At 41.5% G+C, this 16,476-nt stretch carries 18 protein-coding genes; 4 read left to right on the forward strand and 14 right to left on the reverse strand.

Going from position 1 to position 16,476, the window contains the following annotated elements; all coding sequences use genetic code 11:
• Positions 1–49: 49 nt before the first annotated feature.
• From DI077_RS13150 to DI077_RS13185, 8 genes are all read right to left on the reverse strand, one after another.
• Complete coding sequence (locus DI077_RS13150; RefSeq protein ID WP_109020304.1) at positions 50–466, reverse strand: DUF1761 domain-containing protein; 417 nt, start codon at positions 464–466, stop codon at positions 50–52.
• A gap of 76 nt (positions 467–542) precedes the next feature.
• Positions 543–1,232, reverse strand: a complete 690-nt coding sequence (locus DI077_RS13155; RefSeq protein ID WP_109020306.1) for a helix-turn-helix transcriptional regulator — start codon at positions 1,230–1,232, stop codon at positions 543–545.
• 88 nt (positions 1,233–1,320) lie between these two features.
• Positions 1,321–1,773, reverse strand: coding sequence for a VOC family protein (locus tag DI077_RS13160; protein ID WP_109020309.1), 453 nt, complete (start codon positions 1,771–1,773; stop codon positions 1,321–1,323).
• A 124-nt stretch (positions 1,774–1,897) separates the two neighbouring features.
• Positions 1,898–3,079: a formate-dependent phosphoribosylglycinamide formyltransferase gene (gene purT / locus DI077_RS13165; protein ID WP_109020311.1), complete on the reverse strand. Its 1,182-nt coding sequence runs from the start codon at positions 3,077–3,079 to the stop codon at positions 1,898–1,900.
• 167 nt (positions 3,080–3,246) lie between these two features.
• Positions 3,247–4,701, reverse strand: a complete 1,455-nt coding sequence (locus tag DI077_RS13170) for a phytoene desaturase family protein (RefSeq protein ID WP_109020314.1) — start codon at positions 4,699–4,701, stop codon at positions 3,247–3,249.
• A gap of 13 nt (positions 4,702–4,714) precedes the next feature.
• The gene (locus DI077_RS13175; protein ID WP_109020317.1) at positions 4,715–6,361 is read right to left on the reverse strand and encodes a DUF3556 domain-containing protein; all 1,647 of its coding nucleotides are present in this window, start codon (positions 6,359–6,361) and stop codon (positions 4,715–4,717) included.
• Between the two features lie 78 nt (positions 6,362–6,439).
• The gene (locus tag DI077_RS13180) at positions 6,440–6,841 is read right to left on the reverse strand and encodes a DUF3052 family protein (RefSeq protein WP_109020320.1); all 402 of its coding nucleotides are present in this window, start codon (positions 6,839–6,841) and stop codon (positions 6,440–6,442) included.
• Complete coding sequence (locus tag DI077_RS13185; protein WP_109020322.1) at positions 6,838–7,350, reverse strand: LIC10604 family protein; 513 nt, start codon at positions 7,348–7,350, stop codon at positions 6,838–6,840. Before DI077_RS13185 ends, DI077_RS13180 begins: the two co-directional genes overlap by 4 nt.
• 210 nt (positions 7,351–7,560) lie before the next feature.
• On the opposite strand from DI077_RS13185, the gene DI077_RS13190 reads away from it, so the two are divergent.
• From DI077_RS13190 to mnmC1, 3 genes are read left to right on the forward strand one after another with little or no spacing between them, the layout of a single operon-like run.
• A complete protein-coding gene (locus DI077_RS13190; protein ID WP_109020579.1) occupies positions 7,561–8,394 on the forward strand; it encodes a pirin family protein in 834 nt (277 codons plus the stop codon).
• The gene (gene mnmC2 / locus DI077_RS13195; RefSeq protein ID WP_242935198.1) at positions 8,391–9,116 is read left to right on the forward strand and encodes a tRNA (5-methylaminomethyl-2-thiouridine)(34)-methyltransferase MnmC2; all 726 of its coding nucleotides are present in this window, start codon (positions 8,391–8,393) and stop codon (positions 9,114–9,116) included. Before DI077_RS13190 ends, mnmC2 begins: the two co-directional genes overlap by 4 nt.
• Positions 9,103–10,341: an FAD-dependent 5-carboxymethylaminomethyl-2-thiouridine(34) oxidoreductase MnmC1 gene (gene mnmC1 / locus DI077_RS13200; RefSeq protein ID WP_109020327.1), complete on the forward strand. Its 1,239-nt coding sequence runs from the start codon at positions 9,103–9,105 to the stop codon at positions 10,339–10,341. The genes mnmC2 and mnmC1 overlap by 14 nt, the downstream gene beginning before the upstream one ends.
• Here the strand turns inward: mnmC1 and lpxK are convergent.
• On the reverse strand, positions 10,283–11,350 hold the full coding sequence (lpxK, locus tag DI077_RS13205) for a tetraacyldisaccharide 4'-kinase (RefSeq protein ID WP_242935199.1): 1,068 nt from the start codon (positions 11,348–11,350) through the stop codon (positions 10,283–10,285). The two genes, mnmC1 and lpxK, sit on opposite strands and share 59 nt — an antisense overlap.
• 12 nt (positions 11,351–11,362) lie before the next feature.
• A complete protein-coding gene (gene hisE, locus DI077_RS13210) occupies positions 11,363–11,641 on the reverse strand; it encodes a phosphoribosyl-ATP diphosphatase (protein ID WP_109020330.1) in 279 nt (92 codons plus the stop codon).
• 100 nt (positions 11,642–11,741) lie between these two features.
• Here hisE and DI077_RS13215 point away from each other — a divergent pair, with 100 nt between their 5' ends.
• A complete protein-coding gene (locus DI077_RS13215) occupies positions 11,742–12,572 on the forward strand; it encodes a thioredoxin family protein (RefSeq protein ID WP_109020333.1) in 831 nt (276 codons plus the stop codon).
• Here DI077_RS13215 and DI077_RS13220 read toward each other — a convergent pair.
• From DI077_RS13220 to DI077_RS13235, 4 genes are all read right to left on the reverse strand, one after another.
• Positions 12,569–13,873 (reverse strand): UDP-glucose dehydrogenase family protein, encoded by a 1,305-nt coding sequence (locus tag DI077_RS13220; RefSeq protein WP_109020335.1) that lies wholly within the window; start codon positions 13,871–13,873, stop codon positions 12,569–12,571. The genes DI077_RS13215 and DI077_RS13220 overlap by 4 nt on opposite strands.
• 79 nt (positions 13,874–13,952) lie before the next feature.
• A complete protein-coding gene (locus DI077_RS13225) occupies positions 13,953–15,149 on the reverse strand; it encodes an ABC transporter ATP-binding protein (RefSeq protein WP_109020337.1) in 1,197 nt (398 codons plus the stop codon).
• A 2-nt stretch (positions 15,150–15,151) separates the two neighbouring features.
• Complete coding sequence (locus tag DI077_RS13230) at positions 15,152–15,901, reverse strand: ABC transporter permease (RefSeq protein ID WP_109020581.1); 750 nt, start codon at positions 15,899–15,901, stop codon at positions 15,152–15,154.
• A 252-nt stretch (positions 15,902–16,153) separates the two neighbouring features.
• Positions 16,154–16,366, reverse strand: coding sequence for an LIC12298 family protein (locus tag DI077_RS13235; protein WP_109020340.1), 213 nt, complete (start codon positions 16,364–16,366; stop codon positions 16,154–16,156).
• Positions 16,367–16,476: the final 110 nt, after the last annotated feature.

Here is a 16,476-nt window from a genome sequence, read left to right on the forward strand (position 1 = left end):
TAACATTGATTATATGCAATTTCTATCTTTAGTGTATAGGGCTCGCATGTTACTTCATAGTCACTATGATGAGGCTAACAATTAAAATGCCTGTCAAGTGGTACGACCCAGTAATAATACCGTAATGAATTGGTCGGGGTATGTTTGGGTTAATGGCAATATTTATAGTATTCGATACCAAAAATCCCATTCCTATGATTAGAGTGAATTCAAGTGCCCCACTGATTGAATCAATCCCTAAAGCATAAATCAAGATAGCACTTGCAATCGTTATTACGAGTATGCACACCGCTGGCCCGATAATGAAAATAGGGGCCGGTTTTTGAGGTGCCTCATTTTCTTTGCCCAACGAAATAACATACTGTCTTTTGAAAAACAAAGTGAACCATAAAGCCCCAAGCACAGAATATACTACGTAAGCTACGGAAACACTTATCCAATTTAAGTTAATTAACTGATTTATCATTTTTTTTCCTTCTGCTATGTAGACGAAAAATCAAGATTAGACAGGTGACAGCCTTATGTCAGGGGTTGAGAAAAAATTAATAATACCGATCAAAATATTCCTGTAAGGACATATTATGTGAAGGAAACTTTTCCGGGAGAAGTTCTAATTTTCCTATTCTATCCAGACGAAAAAAACGGAATTCATTTCTTAATCGACATTTGGCCAGCAATAACCAATTTTGAGTGCTAAGCAAAGCAAACGGTTCCAGTTGGCGCCTTGTTATGATATTTTTTTCATTTGTATATTCGATATTGATCAAGTAACAATTTGTCAAAGCGATTTGCAAATCAGACAAATTGTTACTATTTTTTTCCCTTTCGTAGTTTTGATCGAGATGTGTTCGTTTTATTAGCAAATGGATTTTTTCTTTTTGTTCGGAATCCAATACGGCTTTTATCTTTTCGATCGCTTCCGAATAATCTTTTACAATTGATTTATCTTTGTTTTTTAAAACTAACTGTTCGACGAGGATCAGAGCATTCGCTTGTTTTTCAGTGAACATCACCGGCGGAACATTATAACCTTCTTTCAGCGAATAACCTTTTCCTTCCTGAGTTATTATAGGAACCCCTGCTTTTTCCAAAGCTCGGATATCCCTGTAAATGGTTCTGACACTTAAGGAAAAATCATCCGCTAATTCAAATGCTGTTAATAGCTTTTTTGTTTGTAACTTAACTAAAATTGCAGTTAATCGCGGGAGTCTTTTTAAGTTGTTGTTACTCATTCTAATATTTCAATATTTTACGGAATTAAATTTAAAATAATCACAAAATGTAGTTTAACGACGTTTCATAATAATAGAACGCCACTACTTATTTGTTACCGAGTTCTTGTGCTAAACCGATCAAAAGGCCTTCCGTTCCACGAATATAACAAAGTCGATACGAATTTTCGTATTGAACCACTTCGCCAACAAGTTGAGCGCCGGATTTAGTTAGCCTGGATACCATTTCGTCAATGTCTTCAACGGTGAACATAACGCGCAGATAACCGAGTGCGTTTACAGGAGCAGTCCGGTGATCTGAAATAATAGGTGGGGTGAGAAATTGTGAAAGCTCAAGTCTGCTATGACCATCCGGGGTAACCATCATAGCAATTTCTACGCACTGAGAACCGAGTCCGGTGATTCGACCAGCCCATTCACCTTCTATAGTGGCTCGCCCTTCGAGCTTCAACCCAATCTCTTCAAAGAAAGATATTGCCTTATCAAGGGATTTTACAACGATACCGACATTATCCATTCTTAATAATTTGTTTTTTTTCATAGGTTTATCTCATTATGCGTAAAAATTTATTTCACCATCATTCTTATTTAGAAGATTTCGAATTTCTTCCAAAAAATTAACATTTCATAATATTCTCATAGGCCGGATAACACCCGCTCATGTTTCATAAATCCAGTTGGATATGATCTCGAATTTGCCTCGCTTTCTCACGTGCCTCTTCCATTGTTTTCGCTTTTGCAAGTGCTACACCCATTCTACGTTTTCCTTGGATCTCCGGTTTTCCAAACAATCGAAGGTCGGCATTTTTTAGTGATAATGCTTTTTCCATTCCCTTAAAACCAGGAGAAGAAATATTTCCTTCGAGTAGAATGGCGGCAGAAGCCGCAGGAGTATAATATTCCAATTCAGGAATGGGTAAACCGAGTAAAGCCCGAACATGAAGGGAGAACTCCGAATAATTTTGACTAATCAAAGTCACAAGCCCGGTATCATGCGGTCTAGGAGAAACTTCACTGAAATAAACTTCATCACCCTTGATAAATAATTCGACTCCGAAAATCCCATATCCACCCAAACCGGTTGTCACCTTTTTCGCAATTCGTTTAGCGGATGTTAATGCCAGATCCGACATAGGCTGAGGCATCCAGGATTCTACATAATCTCCATGCACTTGTTTGTGCCCGATCGGTTCCAGAAAGGAAGTGCCGCCTATGTGGCGTATGGTGAGTAAAGTGATTTCAAAATCGAAGGAAACGAATTCTTCAATGATCATCCTACCTTTTCCCGATCTTCCTCCGGTTTGCCCGTATTCCCACGCACCTAATATGTCTTTCTCTTCCCTAATTAGACTTTGTCCTTTTCCGGAAGAACTCATGATAGGTTTCACGACACAGGGCATGCCGATTTCTTTAATACAGTTTTGAAACTCCGTCAAATTATCCGCAAAACGGTAATTAGATGTCTTTAATCCTAGTTCAATACTTGCAAAATTCCGAATCCCTTCCCGGTTCATAGTCAAGTTCACTGCCTTTGCACTGGGAACGATTTTAAAACCGTCTGCTTCCAATTTCTCCAAAGTCTTAGTATGAATGGCTTCTATTTCAGGCACGATAAAATCCGGTTTGATTTCACGAAGTGTGGATTCCAAGACGATAGGATCCAACATATCGATGACCCTGAACTCATGCGCAACCTGCATAGCAGGAGCATTCGGATAACGATCAATCGCTATGACATGAATTCCGAATCTTTGTGCCTCAATAGCGACTTCTTTGCCGAGTTCCCCCGAGCCGAGTAAAACGAGTTTTGTAGAAGAGGGAGAAAATGGAGTACCTATTTTTTGCATGACCCCGCCAGAGAAACATCCAATCCCTTGGTGACAAGTGAAATTACAAATTTAAGTTTTTGATTCACGGTATCCATGGAAATATAAGTTAATTCGCCCGAGTGAATATTTGAATTCGAATTTTGTTTTATCAATTCTGTCTTTCATCAAAGACGTATTCCCGGAACCTAAAGTTGATCCATATCTTTCAACCGATCCATTTTTTTCAAAACCGAATTTGCCGCATGATAACCGCACATACCGTGAACTCCTCCGCCGGGAGGAGAAGATGCGGAACAAATATAAATATGCGGGTTCGGAGTGCCGTAAGGATTCCATCTGGCAACCGGACGAAGAAATGCCTGAGGGATATCGGCGACTCCACCGGTAATCGCTCCCCCCACATAATTATAATTATACGTTCCGAAATCTTTCGTGTTCATTTTGTGGCGGGATAGAATTCGATCCTTAAATCCGGGCGCAAATCGTTCCACTTGATTTTCAATCGTATTTGTCAAGTCGAGGGTAGAACCGAAGGGAACATGGCAATAGGCATAACCGGTATGTTTCCCTTTCGGTGCGCGCGTAGAATCAAACTGACTTTGCTGAACAAGAAGTACATACGGTTTTTCAGGATGCACTCCCCGCCAAACAGATGCTTCTCCAAAAGCGATCTCTTCCAAAGTTCCACCTAAATGAACTGTTGATGCCAATAAACAATTCGGATCTTTCCAGGGGATGGGACCGTCTAGTGCCCAATCCAATTTGAATACTCCAGGTCCGTACCGATAAGACTTCAATCGTTTCACATATCCGCCGGGCAACACCGAACCCGCGATGTTTGCCAATTGAGTCGGATCCGTATCAAACATGATAACTTTGGCCTTAGGCAATTGACGCAAACTGCCTATATAAAAATCAGTTTTGAATTCCACTCCCAAAGTTTTCAAATAAGCCACAAACGATGTGGCGATTCCTTCGGAGCCTCCTTTCACGACCGGCCACGATTTCATATGCCCGGTAATGGCAAATAACAAACCTAAGGCGGCAGTAAGACAACTTTCCAAAGGAAGGATCGAATGAGCTGCAAGCCCTGCAAACAAAGCTTTCGCCCTTTCCCCTTCGAAGCGACTCATAGCAAGTCCTTTAGCGGAGCGTATTCCCAAAAGTCCGAATCGTAAGAAAGACAAAGGATATTTGGGAATGCCTAAAGGAGCGAGAGCATCCGCAAGCAAACCTTCAGGATTTTTTAAAAACGGTTGAATGAGTTTTATATACGAATCCTCATCCTTTCCCAAACCTTCCGCAGTGTCTTTTAAGCAAGGATAAAGCATTACGGCAGGCATACCATCTAACGGATGTGCAACGGAAGCAGCAGGCTCGATCCACTCCAAGCCGTGTCTTTCCAAAGGAAGGGTTTTCAAATAAGGGGATAGAATTCCCATGGGATGAGCTCCGGAACAAATATCGTGCCGAAAACCGGGAAGCGTCAACTCTCCCGTTCTCATTCCACCGCCTAATCTATCTTTTACTTCCAAAACCAAAACGGAATGGCCCGCATTGGCAAAAACGGAAGCTGCAGCCAAACCGTTCGGACCGGAACCTATGATACAAACATCATACCGATCTTTGGCAAAACTCATAACGAAAACAATCTCAATGAGCCGGCCAAGCCTGCAGTTTCCTTAGTTCCCGAACGTCTACAGTTCCGGAAGACAATAGTCCTTTTTTAGCATCAAAGATCCGATATTCTTGCGTGGACTTTCCAATCGGTTGCGCTTCCAAAAAAATACATCGAAGTTCCCCTTCTTCAAACTGGCATTGCGCCTGCACGGAACGTAACAACTGTTCATTGTGAAGATGACCTTCTCCGAAATTCCAACCGAGCACAAGGCCTGCCATAAGTTCACCTTCCATCCATTCGTAATCTTCGGACCGGTCCACCGCCTTGGGAACGAGTTGTTGAAATGCCCTTCCATGCAAATGCATCAATCGGAACGCCATAACTTTACTCAAAAGCCCTACAGACGCATTCCTGGGATAAAAGCGATCAAGTTGTTTATAAACGCCTGCGGATGTTTTTTTCAACTGGTCTAATTTGCCGGTACTATCTCCTTTGAAGAGCCAGGCACCGCAGGCCCAATTCCCCGCATAATACCGCATAGCGAGCAAAAACGATATCCATTCCGGTTTGATGTTTCCCAAAAGAGGAAGAATAAAACTAACCAAAACGATAAATGCCAAAATAGGATAGGAACCGACCGCAAAAGGAATCACATGGGAATTCATTCCGAACAAAAAGAAACCCGCATATACAACTAGAAAATTCCACTCAATCGGAACTCCCATTGGAACATTGCTTGTAATGTAGCTATGAAGTAAAACCATCAATGCCAAACCGATTACGATCACATCATATGAACCGAGAACACAACCTAACAACAATACGATTGGTGTCCCCATCTCCAAAACGATCCCCATTCTCGCCTTAAGGATGGCAATCCCGGAAGGATTCAAATCATCGGGATAGTTTCGGTACATTGCTTTCCGATACCATCCGAAAGGAGTGAACGGACTATTGCTCGCCATTACGCACACTACATAAGGAAAATGATGGTTGAGTTTGGAAAAGCCTGCAAAAAACCAAAGTGCAATTTGCACGGCCATTGCTCCGGCAATCCAATTTCCGGCAAAAGCAAATACCACTACAGTCACCCAGTAGTGTTCCGCACGTGCCGCGAGAAATACCGTCTTGTCGAGAACACCTAATATTGGTAAAATGATTATAACCGGAAGATATTCATTCAACCCCGGATTCGGATGGACCAAAGCCAGATACAAAAATACGAGAAGAGCCAAATACAGGCCCACTTCCAAAATACCCCGTGTTCTCTTACCTATGATCGGAGCACCTTCGAATAAAGGAAGTTTGGTGGTTCCGGGGTAAAGAAAGTATAAAAAACCTCCGATCGGAGGGAAGTATCTTCCGGTAAGAGGACCGCTTCCGCAACCTAACCCCAATACTTCGAAAAGCAAACTCCATACGATCGCTTTTTGAAAAGCAACGGGATTCCACCACCAGGAAATCGAATCCCAAGCCCCGAGACCGGGGGTGAAGGAACAGAAAAAGCCCCAAGCCCAGATATAAAAAACAAGTTTCAATGCATACACAATGTACGCACCTATAGGCGAGCCATACCCTTGCACAGCCCATGCCTGGCAGGCGAGCTTTGCTCTTTGGTTGAAGGATTTTTTAGCCCATTCCAAGGCATCGTAAGGTGGAGGAGTCGGAAAAAGAAACATGGGAAACCTGCCTTCTAGGTCAATTCATTCGAAAGGAGACTACACAGATCCGTTTCCAATTCAATCATTTTACAATGTTTATTTTTTTCTTCTTAAAAATTTCAAACCCGACCACACTTCGGATACGGCGCATACCTTGACATCAACTACTCCCAAAGGCAAACCGATCTCTCTGACTGTATTTTCATTGATATCCGTAGGAACTTTCGAAGAACCTTTGGGCCAGGAAATCCAGATCATTCCTTTCTCAGCCAAATGGGAAACCAGTTCGGGAAATTTTTTCTCCAACTCTTTTTTTTCTTTGGTAAAGACATGCAAATAATCAAGAGATCCTTTTAATGTTTTGGAAATCTTCGTTTCCGACAGATAAGAGGAAAGTTCGGATTCCACATCACTCGGAAGAGAATGAAAAAAAACATTCATACCTTCCTTGATTCCCAACTTGTCCCCCAAAGCCTTTCCCGAATAACCAACGCTCATTTTTTCTTACCCAAGTTTTCCAATTCTTTTTCCATATAACCGAAGTAAGCTTCGATTGTGGAAGTATGCCCAAAAATGTATTTGGAAACGAAACGGAATATAGGAGAGAACACTTTCCCGTTTTCCGTAATCGTAAGCTCCGTTCCTCCGGGAACCGTTTTCAGTTCAAATGTCCAGGAACCACCGAAAGGTTTATCCTCATCCATGATTTTCGATTCAATGAGGCGGTTCTTCTCGTCGCGGATAAAAGAATAAGTCATAATATTTTTATGAGAATCAGTTTCCTTCCAGGAAGTAGCGCTGACCGGTTGAATGAGCTTTAGGTTCGGCCTCCACAAGGGATAGTCTTTGAAATTTTTGATCTTTTCATAAATGATTTCCGAAGAAGAAGAAAACACCCGGGAGAGACTCACTGTATGATCCGCAGGAAGAGATCTCCCGACCAGATAAATAACAAAGACAAGCGCAAACAAAAAAACGAATACGTATATTAAAATATTATAAATCATAAATTTATCAATTCCCGAATTTCCCCGACTTCGGAGAAGAATTGCCCTTAAGCCAAAATCTAGTTCACACCTAAGTCGGAGTCAATCAAAACCCTCCGAAAACAGAGATACATTTCGTTCGTAAAAAATGAATTGTTCCCGGTTTTTCCGGTATCGGATCCCCAATTTAAGGCTAGCCATAACCGATACTTTGTTCGTCTAATCCATACTATGGGTCAAAGAAAAATTTTATACAAAACAAGTGGTATTGAAGCAACCGATGGAGCGGGAGTCAAATTACGCAGGATGCTTGGGACGGAAGAACTTCCTAATCTTGACCCCTTTCTTATGTTAGATACATTCAAAAGCGATAGCCCTGACGATTATCTGGCAGGATTTCCAAACCATCCGCACAGGGGATTTGAAACAGTCACTTATCTTTTGGATGGGGTGATGGAGCATAATGATTCCAAAGGTAACAAAGGGGTTCTGGAAAAAGGCGGGGTGCAATGGATGACTGCGGGCCGTGGGATCGTTCACAGTGAAATGCCCAAACAAGAAAATGGAATGTTACGCGGATATCAACTTTGGGTAAACTTGCCATCCCAATTGAAAATGATTGAGCCGGGTTACTTTGACGTTTCCAGAAAGGACTGGGCCAAGTTGGAACAGGAAGGTGGATTTGTGGACATTTTGTCCGGAGAAATCTCAGGAGTCAAAGGTCCAGCTCAGTCGAAAACACCGATTCTTTATGCACACTGGTTTATAAAACCTAATAGTAGTTTGCAGATTCCGGTTGCAGCCGATTGGAACGGTTTCGTCCATGTATCGGAAGGCGATGTCGAAATCGGGGATACAAAACTTCCGAACGGTTATTTGGGGATCTTCAGCAATGGAGAAGAAATTCTCATTAAAAATTCGGGCAAACAAACCGCCGATGGAATTTTAGTGATCGGGCAACCGATCGGAGAACCGATTGCACAATACGGGCCTTTTGTGATGAACACCAAAGAAGAAATCATGCAGGCATTTACGGATTTCCAATCGGGAAATTTCGGTCATTGACAGAAGTATTTTTCGAAAACGAAGTTCCCATCTCCGAACGATTCGGAGATGTATATTTTTCCAAAGAAGGTGGCACGGAAGAGTCCGCCTACGTCTTTTTTGAAGGAAATCGGATCGCGGAGAAATGGAAAGAGACTAACACGACAAATAACTCTGGTTTTACGATTGGAGAATTGGGATTCGGAACAGGGCTCAATTACTTCATTACATTGGAAAAATGGAAAAAGGAAATATCTCCTCCGACCGTATCTTTTTTCAGTTTGGAAAAATTTCCGCTCGAATCTTCCACTTTAAAGATTATGAAAAATCATTTTCCGGAAATTTCTACCTGGGAAAAAGGCTTACTCGATAGTTATGAAAAAGCTTTGAAAGATGGCGGGCAAAATCTCAGGTCCCGGATTTGGACCTGGACCACACCCCACCCTTCCCATAGAACACAATTCCATCTGCACGTATATTTTTCCGACGTAATTACTACATTAGGTGACTGGAAAGAAAAAATCGATGCCTGGTATTTGGACGGGTTTTCTCCCGCAAAAAATCCGGAAATGTGGACGGCAGAAGTATTCCAAAAAATAAAAAGTCTGTCCAAAGAAGGAACGAGCTTCGCGACATTTACCGCAGCAGGTTTTGTCAGACGTAATTTGGAATCAGTCGGATTCCGAGTGGAAAAACAAGCAGGCTTCGGTCGCAAACGGGAAATGTTAGTTGGCGGAATCTGACAAACCTCAAGTCTACGAAGCGGTGATCATCGGAGGAGGCGTCGCAGGTGCTTCCGTAGCTTATGCACTTTCCAAAAGAAAAATCAAAACCCTCCTACTGGAAAAAAAAGGGAATCTTTCCGAAGGAGCCAGCGGAAATCCTAGCGGCTTGATTTACCCTTTTCTCACCAAACACAAAACATCCGAGAGTATATTTTCCTTATCCGCATTCCGTTTTTTAAATGAGGAGTGGGAAAAAATCGAAAATTTTGCCGCCTCGGAAAAATTCAGCTTCTACAAAAACGGAATTTGTTTTTTAACGGATTCGGAGTCGGACAAAGACAGATACTTTCACTCGATTGAATCTCATGGACTTGCAAAAGAAGAAACTTTTATCAAAAACGATATCTCCTTTTTACCTGGAAAGGAAGCACTCTATTTTCCAAAAGGAAAAACAATCTCCCCTCCTATTTATGTTTCTTTGCTTTGTAAATTATCCTCTCCTCACCTAACAATTCATACATACGAAAACTTTTTAGAATGGGAAGACAATTCTCCCATACAAATCAACACTGACAAAAGAATTTACCAAACAGATAAATTCTTTTTATGTTTGGCGAACGAAGTTTTGGAAATGCAGAGAACAAAATGGCTTCCGATCAAAAAGGTACGGGGACAAATTGTACTCTTGCCCGAATCGAAACTACTTTCTCAAATCACGAGCTCCGTTCTCTTCGGACATTATTTAACGGAAGATATGGGATCAGGCTCTGTTCTCGGAGCCAGTTTCGATGAGTTTAAATATGAAGAAACTTCCCGAGTTCATGAAACGGTGGAACTTCTGGAATCCGCCAAAAGACAACTACCGATCTTAAAAACATACTGGGAAGATTTGGAAAAATCACCGGAGACCCTAGGAACAAGAGTGAGTTACAGATCCCAAACCCAAGACAGAAGACCTATTCTCGGAAAACTTCCGAACGCGGAACAATTCAAAAGAGACAACCCTTATAAAAAAGGAGAGTCTCATATCCGTAAACCTCCGATCATCAGTTACTACAAAGATGTTTCTATTTTAGGAGGACTCGGTTCCAGAGGACTCAATCATTCTTTGTTCGGTGCGGAAATCGTCGTCAGAGAGTCATTGGGAGAAAATCTTCCCATCGAATCGGATCTATTTGAAGATTTTAAACCGGAGAGATTTTTGATTCGTAATTGGAAAAGAGGGACTCCAATCGAAGATTGAAGGTTTCCGTTCCTTCTATTTTTATCTCCAAGCCGATCAAAACCGGACCCATCTCCGACTTTTCCAATTCGGATAAGAACTGTGGAAACTCTTTCCATTTCACCCAGTCTTTTTCCGTAGTCACCAAACCTGTGTTTTTCGGAAGTTCGGACAAAATAGAAAGCAACTCTTCTTCTTCATAACGATGATGGTCAGGGAAAACGTGAAGTTCAATGTCTTTTGTCTTCAAACATTCTTCCGCGGTTTTCAAAACAAATTTCGGATTCCCCACGCCGGTCACCAATTTGTATTTCTTTTTGAAATTAGAACCGAAAATCAAACTTCCCAGAAACCTGGAATAAAATACGGAAAGGTTGGGAAATTTTCCTGAATAACTATCGCCTAACTTTCGTACTAACTTTATTGTCTCATCGGTAATCTTTGTAAACACTAGCAGATCCGCACGTTTCAAGGAAGAATCTCTTTCCCGCAAAATCCCCAAAGGAATCGTCCATCCGTTTCCCAAAGGGCGGTTCGCATCCATAAGTACAATGTCCAAGTCCCTTTGGATCTTATGATGCTGAAACCCATCATCCAAAATGACTACATGTTTTTTTCCTGGGACCGAATTGTATTTTTGAAAACTACCGAATCTATCTCTACCTATAATGACCTGCACATCGGGAAAACTTTCTTTATGCAGTTTGGGTTCATCGCCTACTTCTTCGGGAAGAGAATTTAGTTCCACTTTAGCTCCTTCCCCGCTCCGGCTAGCACCGTAACCACGGGAAAGAATGGTGATCGCATAATCTTTGTGATGTTGTTCAATGTATCTGACTAAATACTGAACGAAAGGAGTTTTACCTGTTCCTCCGACTGTGAGATTGCCTACACTGATCACCAGGACTTCGCCTAGTTTTAAGGATTGGGTTCTGCTACGATCGAGATAAAATAAAATTTGGTATAAGAAGGAAAGAGGGCTAAGTATCCATAATAGACTTCGAAGTAGACTGGAAAAAAAAGTTCCCAACGAAGTCTGCTATCAGCTATGTCGTTTCTCTAATTCTTTAGCGATAACGTCGAGGCTGAGTCCTTTTTCTACGAGAAGCACTTCAATATGAAAAATCAAATCCGCCACTTCGTGGATCAGTTCTTTTTCATTCGTATTTTTTGCAGCTATGATCACTTCACCCGCTTCTTCCCCGATTTTTTTTAAGATGCGATCGATTCCGTCCCGAAACAATTCCGCGGTATAAGATTTTTCAGGGAGGTCGTTTTTGCGTTTTTGTAATACTTCTTCTAGTTTTCTTAAAAATTCCATAATGGTTGTCTTTCCTACCAGGGAATCTTTACTCCAAATTTCGAAAAAGCGAAAATTACCGATTGAGAAGAATTCGCGGCTTGTCTAAACTAAAAAAACAATGTTTGCCCATTTTCGCAAAGCGGCTATTTTATTATTTCTATTTGTTTTGCCTCTCCATTCGGAAACGATCTGGGAGACGTCCATAGGAAAAGGACTTTCCAAAGCAAAATCGGAAAATAAGCCAATACTCATTGATTTATATGCGGATTGGTGTGCGTATTGTAAGGTTTTGGAAAAGGAAATTTTTCCGGACAAACAAGTTTCCAAAGTCTTGGAAGGTTTCGTTACGGTTCGGTTAAACGGAGAAGAATTTCCGAATCTTATGCAGAAATACGGAATCGAAGGTTATCCTACGATTTTATATATAGACAAATATGCCAATTTTCATACAAAACTGACAGGGCTTTCTTCAAAAGAAACGGTGTTGCATGTTTCCAAAAAAGTCTTAGCAAATCCGGATATCGAAACCAATCTTAAAAATGAATTAAAAAAAAATCCCGAGGATCAGGATCTGCATTTCCGTTTAGGAAGTTTTTATTACCAAACGGGAAAACCGGAACTGGCAAAAATCCATTTTGAAAACATTTTGAATTCAAAATCGGAAAACAATAAAAAGTTACGGGAAGATTCCCACTTCAATTTAAGTTTGATCCTCACACGGGAAAAAAACTGGGATGAAGCAGTAAAATCCTGGAAATCTTTTTTGAAAGAATTTCCAAAATCAAATCATACTCTGGATTCGGAATTGTATTACGGCTTGTCTTTGAAAGAAGCAGGGGAAAGAAAACTTGCGAAAAAAATACTTACCGAACTAAAGCCTCGCCTAACAGATCCTAAAGACATAGAAACCGTAGACGAAACTTTGGAGTCGATCAGAAAAGGGTTCTAACGATTTCCTATGGAATAATAGGTAAATCCAAGTTCCTTCATTTGGCTAGGTTTGTATTGGTTTCTACCGTCAAAAACCAAAGGAGAAGAAAGAAGGGATTTGATTTTACCGAAATCCGGCTCTCTAAACTCCCTCCACTCCGTCAAAAGCAACATAGCGTCTGCACCTTGTAATGTGGAGTAAGGATCGTTTTTATATTCGACTTTGCCGTCAAAATAATATTTGGATGTTTCTTTTGCAGCAGGGTCGAATACCTGAATCTTCGCCCCGTTTTTGTGCAGCTCGAAAATCAAAGGGATGGAAGGTGCTTCCCTCATATCATCTGTTCCGGGCTTGAAAGAAAGTCCCCAGATTCCGAAAGTTTTACCTTTCATATCGGTTGTTTTAAAATGTTCGAAAATCTTATCGGTAAGACGTGTTTTTTGTTTTTCATTCACATCTTCCACTGATTGGATGATGTGCATGGAAGATTTGTATTCTTCCGCAGTGCGAAGAAGCGCCCTTACATCTTTTGGAAAACAAGATCCGCCGTAACCTATCCCCGCATACAGGAATTGTCTTCCGATACGGGAGTCTGTTCCCATTCCTTTTCTTACATCTTCGAAATTGGCACCAGCCGCATCACAAAGGTTAGCAATTTCATTCACAAAGGAAATCTTCGTAGCAAGGAACGCATTGCACGCGTATTTAGTAAGTTCTGCGGAACGAACTCCCATCACCAAAATCGGATTTCCGTTCAATACGAACGGAGAATAGAGTTCGCTCATTTTTTTGGAAGCGATGGCGGAATCGGCGCCGATCACAACTCTTTCCGGGCGCATAAAATCGTCTATGGCTGCGCCTTCTTTTAAGAATTCAGGATTGGAAACCACATCGAATGGATGTGTTGTATTTTTTGCGACGATGGTTCTTACTTGATCGGCAGTTCCCACCGGAACGGTGGATTTATCCACTATGATCTTATATCCGTTCATCGCTTTGCCGACTTCTTCCGCCACTCCGAACACAAAGCGGAGATCCGCCGAACCATTGTCAGATGTAGGAGTTCCTACTGCGATAAAAACAAATTCGGAAGCTTGTACTCCGTCTTTAAGAGAGGTAGTGAATTTCAATCTCCCTTCTGCAAAATTTCTTGCTACAAGTTCGGAAAGACCAGGTTCGTAAATAGGAATGATTCCCTTTTCCAAGTCTTTAATCTTTTTCTCATCTTTGTCTACACAGATGACATCATTTCCGTATTCCGCAAAACAGGTTCCTGCAACCAGGCCAACATAGCCCGTTCCAACTACACAAACTTTCATATTGTCTCCAGAATTTTGAAACCTGAGGGTTAGGAAACTGTTTTTCGGAATAGATTTGTCCGAATTGGACGGAAAGCCCCTAGTCGAATTTCACTCGAACCGGCAAATACGCAAGTCCCACCGATTTGGGAACACCGACCCGCTCCACCTCGAATACATGGAGGGATTCTCCCCAGAAATAACTTCCTTCGATATGATTCTCTCCCCTGTGGAGCGAAACCCCCAGAGAATATTTGCCTTCCGCAAAATTTACTGGAAAACCGAACCTGATCTTTTTTTTCGCACCTTGACCGATGTTTCCCGGATTTTTACCCAAATGAAAAGTATTGGTTCCGAACACGCGAACTCCTTTTTCATCATCGATATGGAATCCGACAGTCAAATCATCTAACTTTTGTTTAGTTACAAATTCAATACACAGGGAAATTTCCGATCCCACAAACAAAAGATCAGGGGATCGGTTGTCGTCTTTTGAAAAATACACTTCCAGGTTCTCCAAATAATCCCCGAACGAATGAGAACCCGTCTTTGAAAAATCGGGATTTTCGGGATCGGCAAGCAGCAACATATAATTTTCGACCGCTTTTTTCGGCTCTCCGTCAAACAAAAGTTTGCCTCTTTCCAAAAGCAATACCCGATTGCAAAAATGGGATACCAAGCTCAAATCGTGGCTTACCAAAATCACGATCGATCCCTTGCTTAGGAAATCCTTGAACCGCCTAATACACTTTTGTTGAAAACTGGCATCTCCTACCGCCAATGCTTCGTCTACAATCAGAATATCGGGGCGTTTTGCAGTCGCAAGACTGAACCCGAGCCGCATTCCCATTCCGGAACTGTAGTTTTTCAAAGGAACTTTTCTGAATTCACTTAAGCCCGCAAATTCGAAAACGGAATCCATAATCTCTTGGATCTCATTCGGTTTATACCCCCAAACAAGACCGTTGTAATACACGTTTTCTTCTCCGGAAAGTTCGGGATTAAACCCTACACTGAGTTCGAGTAATGCCCGAATGGATCCGCTGACTTCCATATGCCCGCTTTCCGCTCGTATAACACCGGATAATATTTTTAATAAGGTGGATTTTCCGGCTCCGTTTCTTCCTATAATTCCGATCGCATCTCCCGGATTTGCGGATAAATGAATGTCTTTTAAGGCCTGAAACTTTGTATCGATCCCCAGATAACCGAAACTAAGCCCGGCCAAAATTCGGTTCTTCGGAGAAGAAAAACCCAAATATTCCTTGGAAAGTTCGGAGATCCGGATGAAACCCATTTTTAAAGATGATCCAGAACAATGGAGTGAAACTTTCTTTTTGCCAAAAGATAAACAAGAAAAAAAGAAAAGATAAAAGGAAAAATACCGAACCAATCAAACTGAGGAGAATATCCCACTAGCACAACGGTTCTGAATATATCCAAAGGAATGGTAAGCGGATTGAGCGCGTTGATATGATGTAAAAAACCTTTCGGATAATATAGGACGGGAATTCCCCAGAACAGAATCTGACTCACCAAACGAATCAAAGGTGAAATATCCTTCAACAACACGTTCAATCTGGACAAATAATGAAGCAATAACAAGAGATAAAATCCCACAAAGACCAGACAAACCCAACCGCCAAACGCTCCCAAGACGGTCACCTTGCCATAATAGAATAATAAAATATAAACAGGAAGGGATGTTACCGAAAGATGGATCACATATTGAACAAAGGGAATCCAAATAAACAGATCTATTCCGAGAGACGATCTTTTGAGTAAGGAACGATTGTCCGTAAGAATCCCCGTGCCCCTAACCAAAAACTCCTGCAAAGGAATCCAAAAGAGAAGACCTGTCAGCAAGTAAGCGGTGAAATCGTCCTGGGTATTCGGTGTTTTCAAATTCAAAACCAGAAATACCACGGAATACATGGAAATTAAAACCAAGTTTTGGAGAAACATCCAAGAAATCCCCAAAAAGGAACCTGCATATTGCAAAGCATAGTCCCGTCTTACCAACGCCCAAAGGATAAAGATTTTCTCCATACTACTATTTTCGGAAAACGGAGACCCGGTTCTGGAATGGGAAAGGAAACTAATCCTGGTAAGTAAGGTTTTTAAATAGTAGGAGCCAGAAAAGAGGAAGGATTCTTGAGTAGAAGGTCTTTTTCCGCGCTTTTGCACCCACAGGCCGAAACCCGCCGGGATATGGAAGAGTAAGGATAAAAGAAACTGCCTCCTAGGCTCTTAAAGAGCCAAGGAAGGAATAGAAACCCCGGTCATAAGACCAAGGTCAAATCAAAGCCTGCGAAGGTTCTTTTGGCCTAGATCAGAGAGTTTAGGGGACACCCACTCTCCTTTCTGAACCACTTCCCCTTGGAAAGCTTCCAAAAGATATTCTTCGAAAGATTTTCCACCGGAATTGTTTGCGAACCCTTTTTTAGGGCCTTTTCCCGGAAGTCCACCTTCTTTGCGGTTATAAGCGGGTTGATGAATGGATCTAACGATCATATTGTTTTCCTCCGCGTCTGTATCTTAGACGACATAAAACTTAAAAAGATTACCAATAATATACTATACGCTTGTTTACACTACTTAACAGATGAGAAGCTAAGTCAATG

The sequence above is a fragment of the Leptospira kobayashii genome (assembly GCF_003114835.2).
GTDB classification, from domain to species: domain Bacteria; phylum Spirochaetota; class Leptospiria; order Leptospirales; family Leptospiraceae; genus Leptospira_A; species Leptospira_A kobayashii.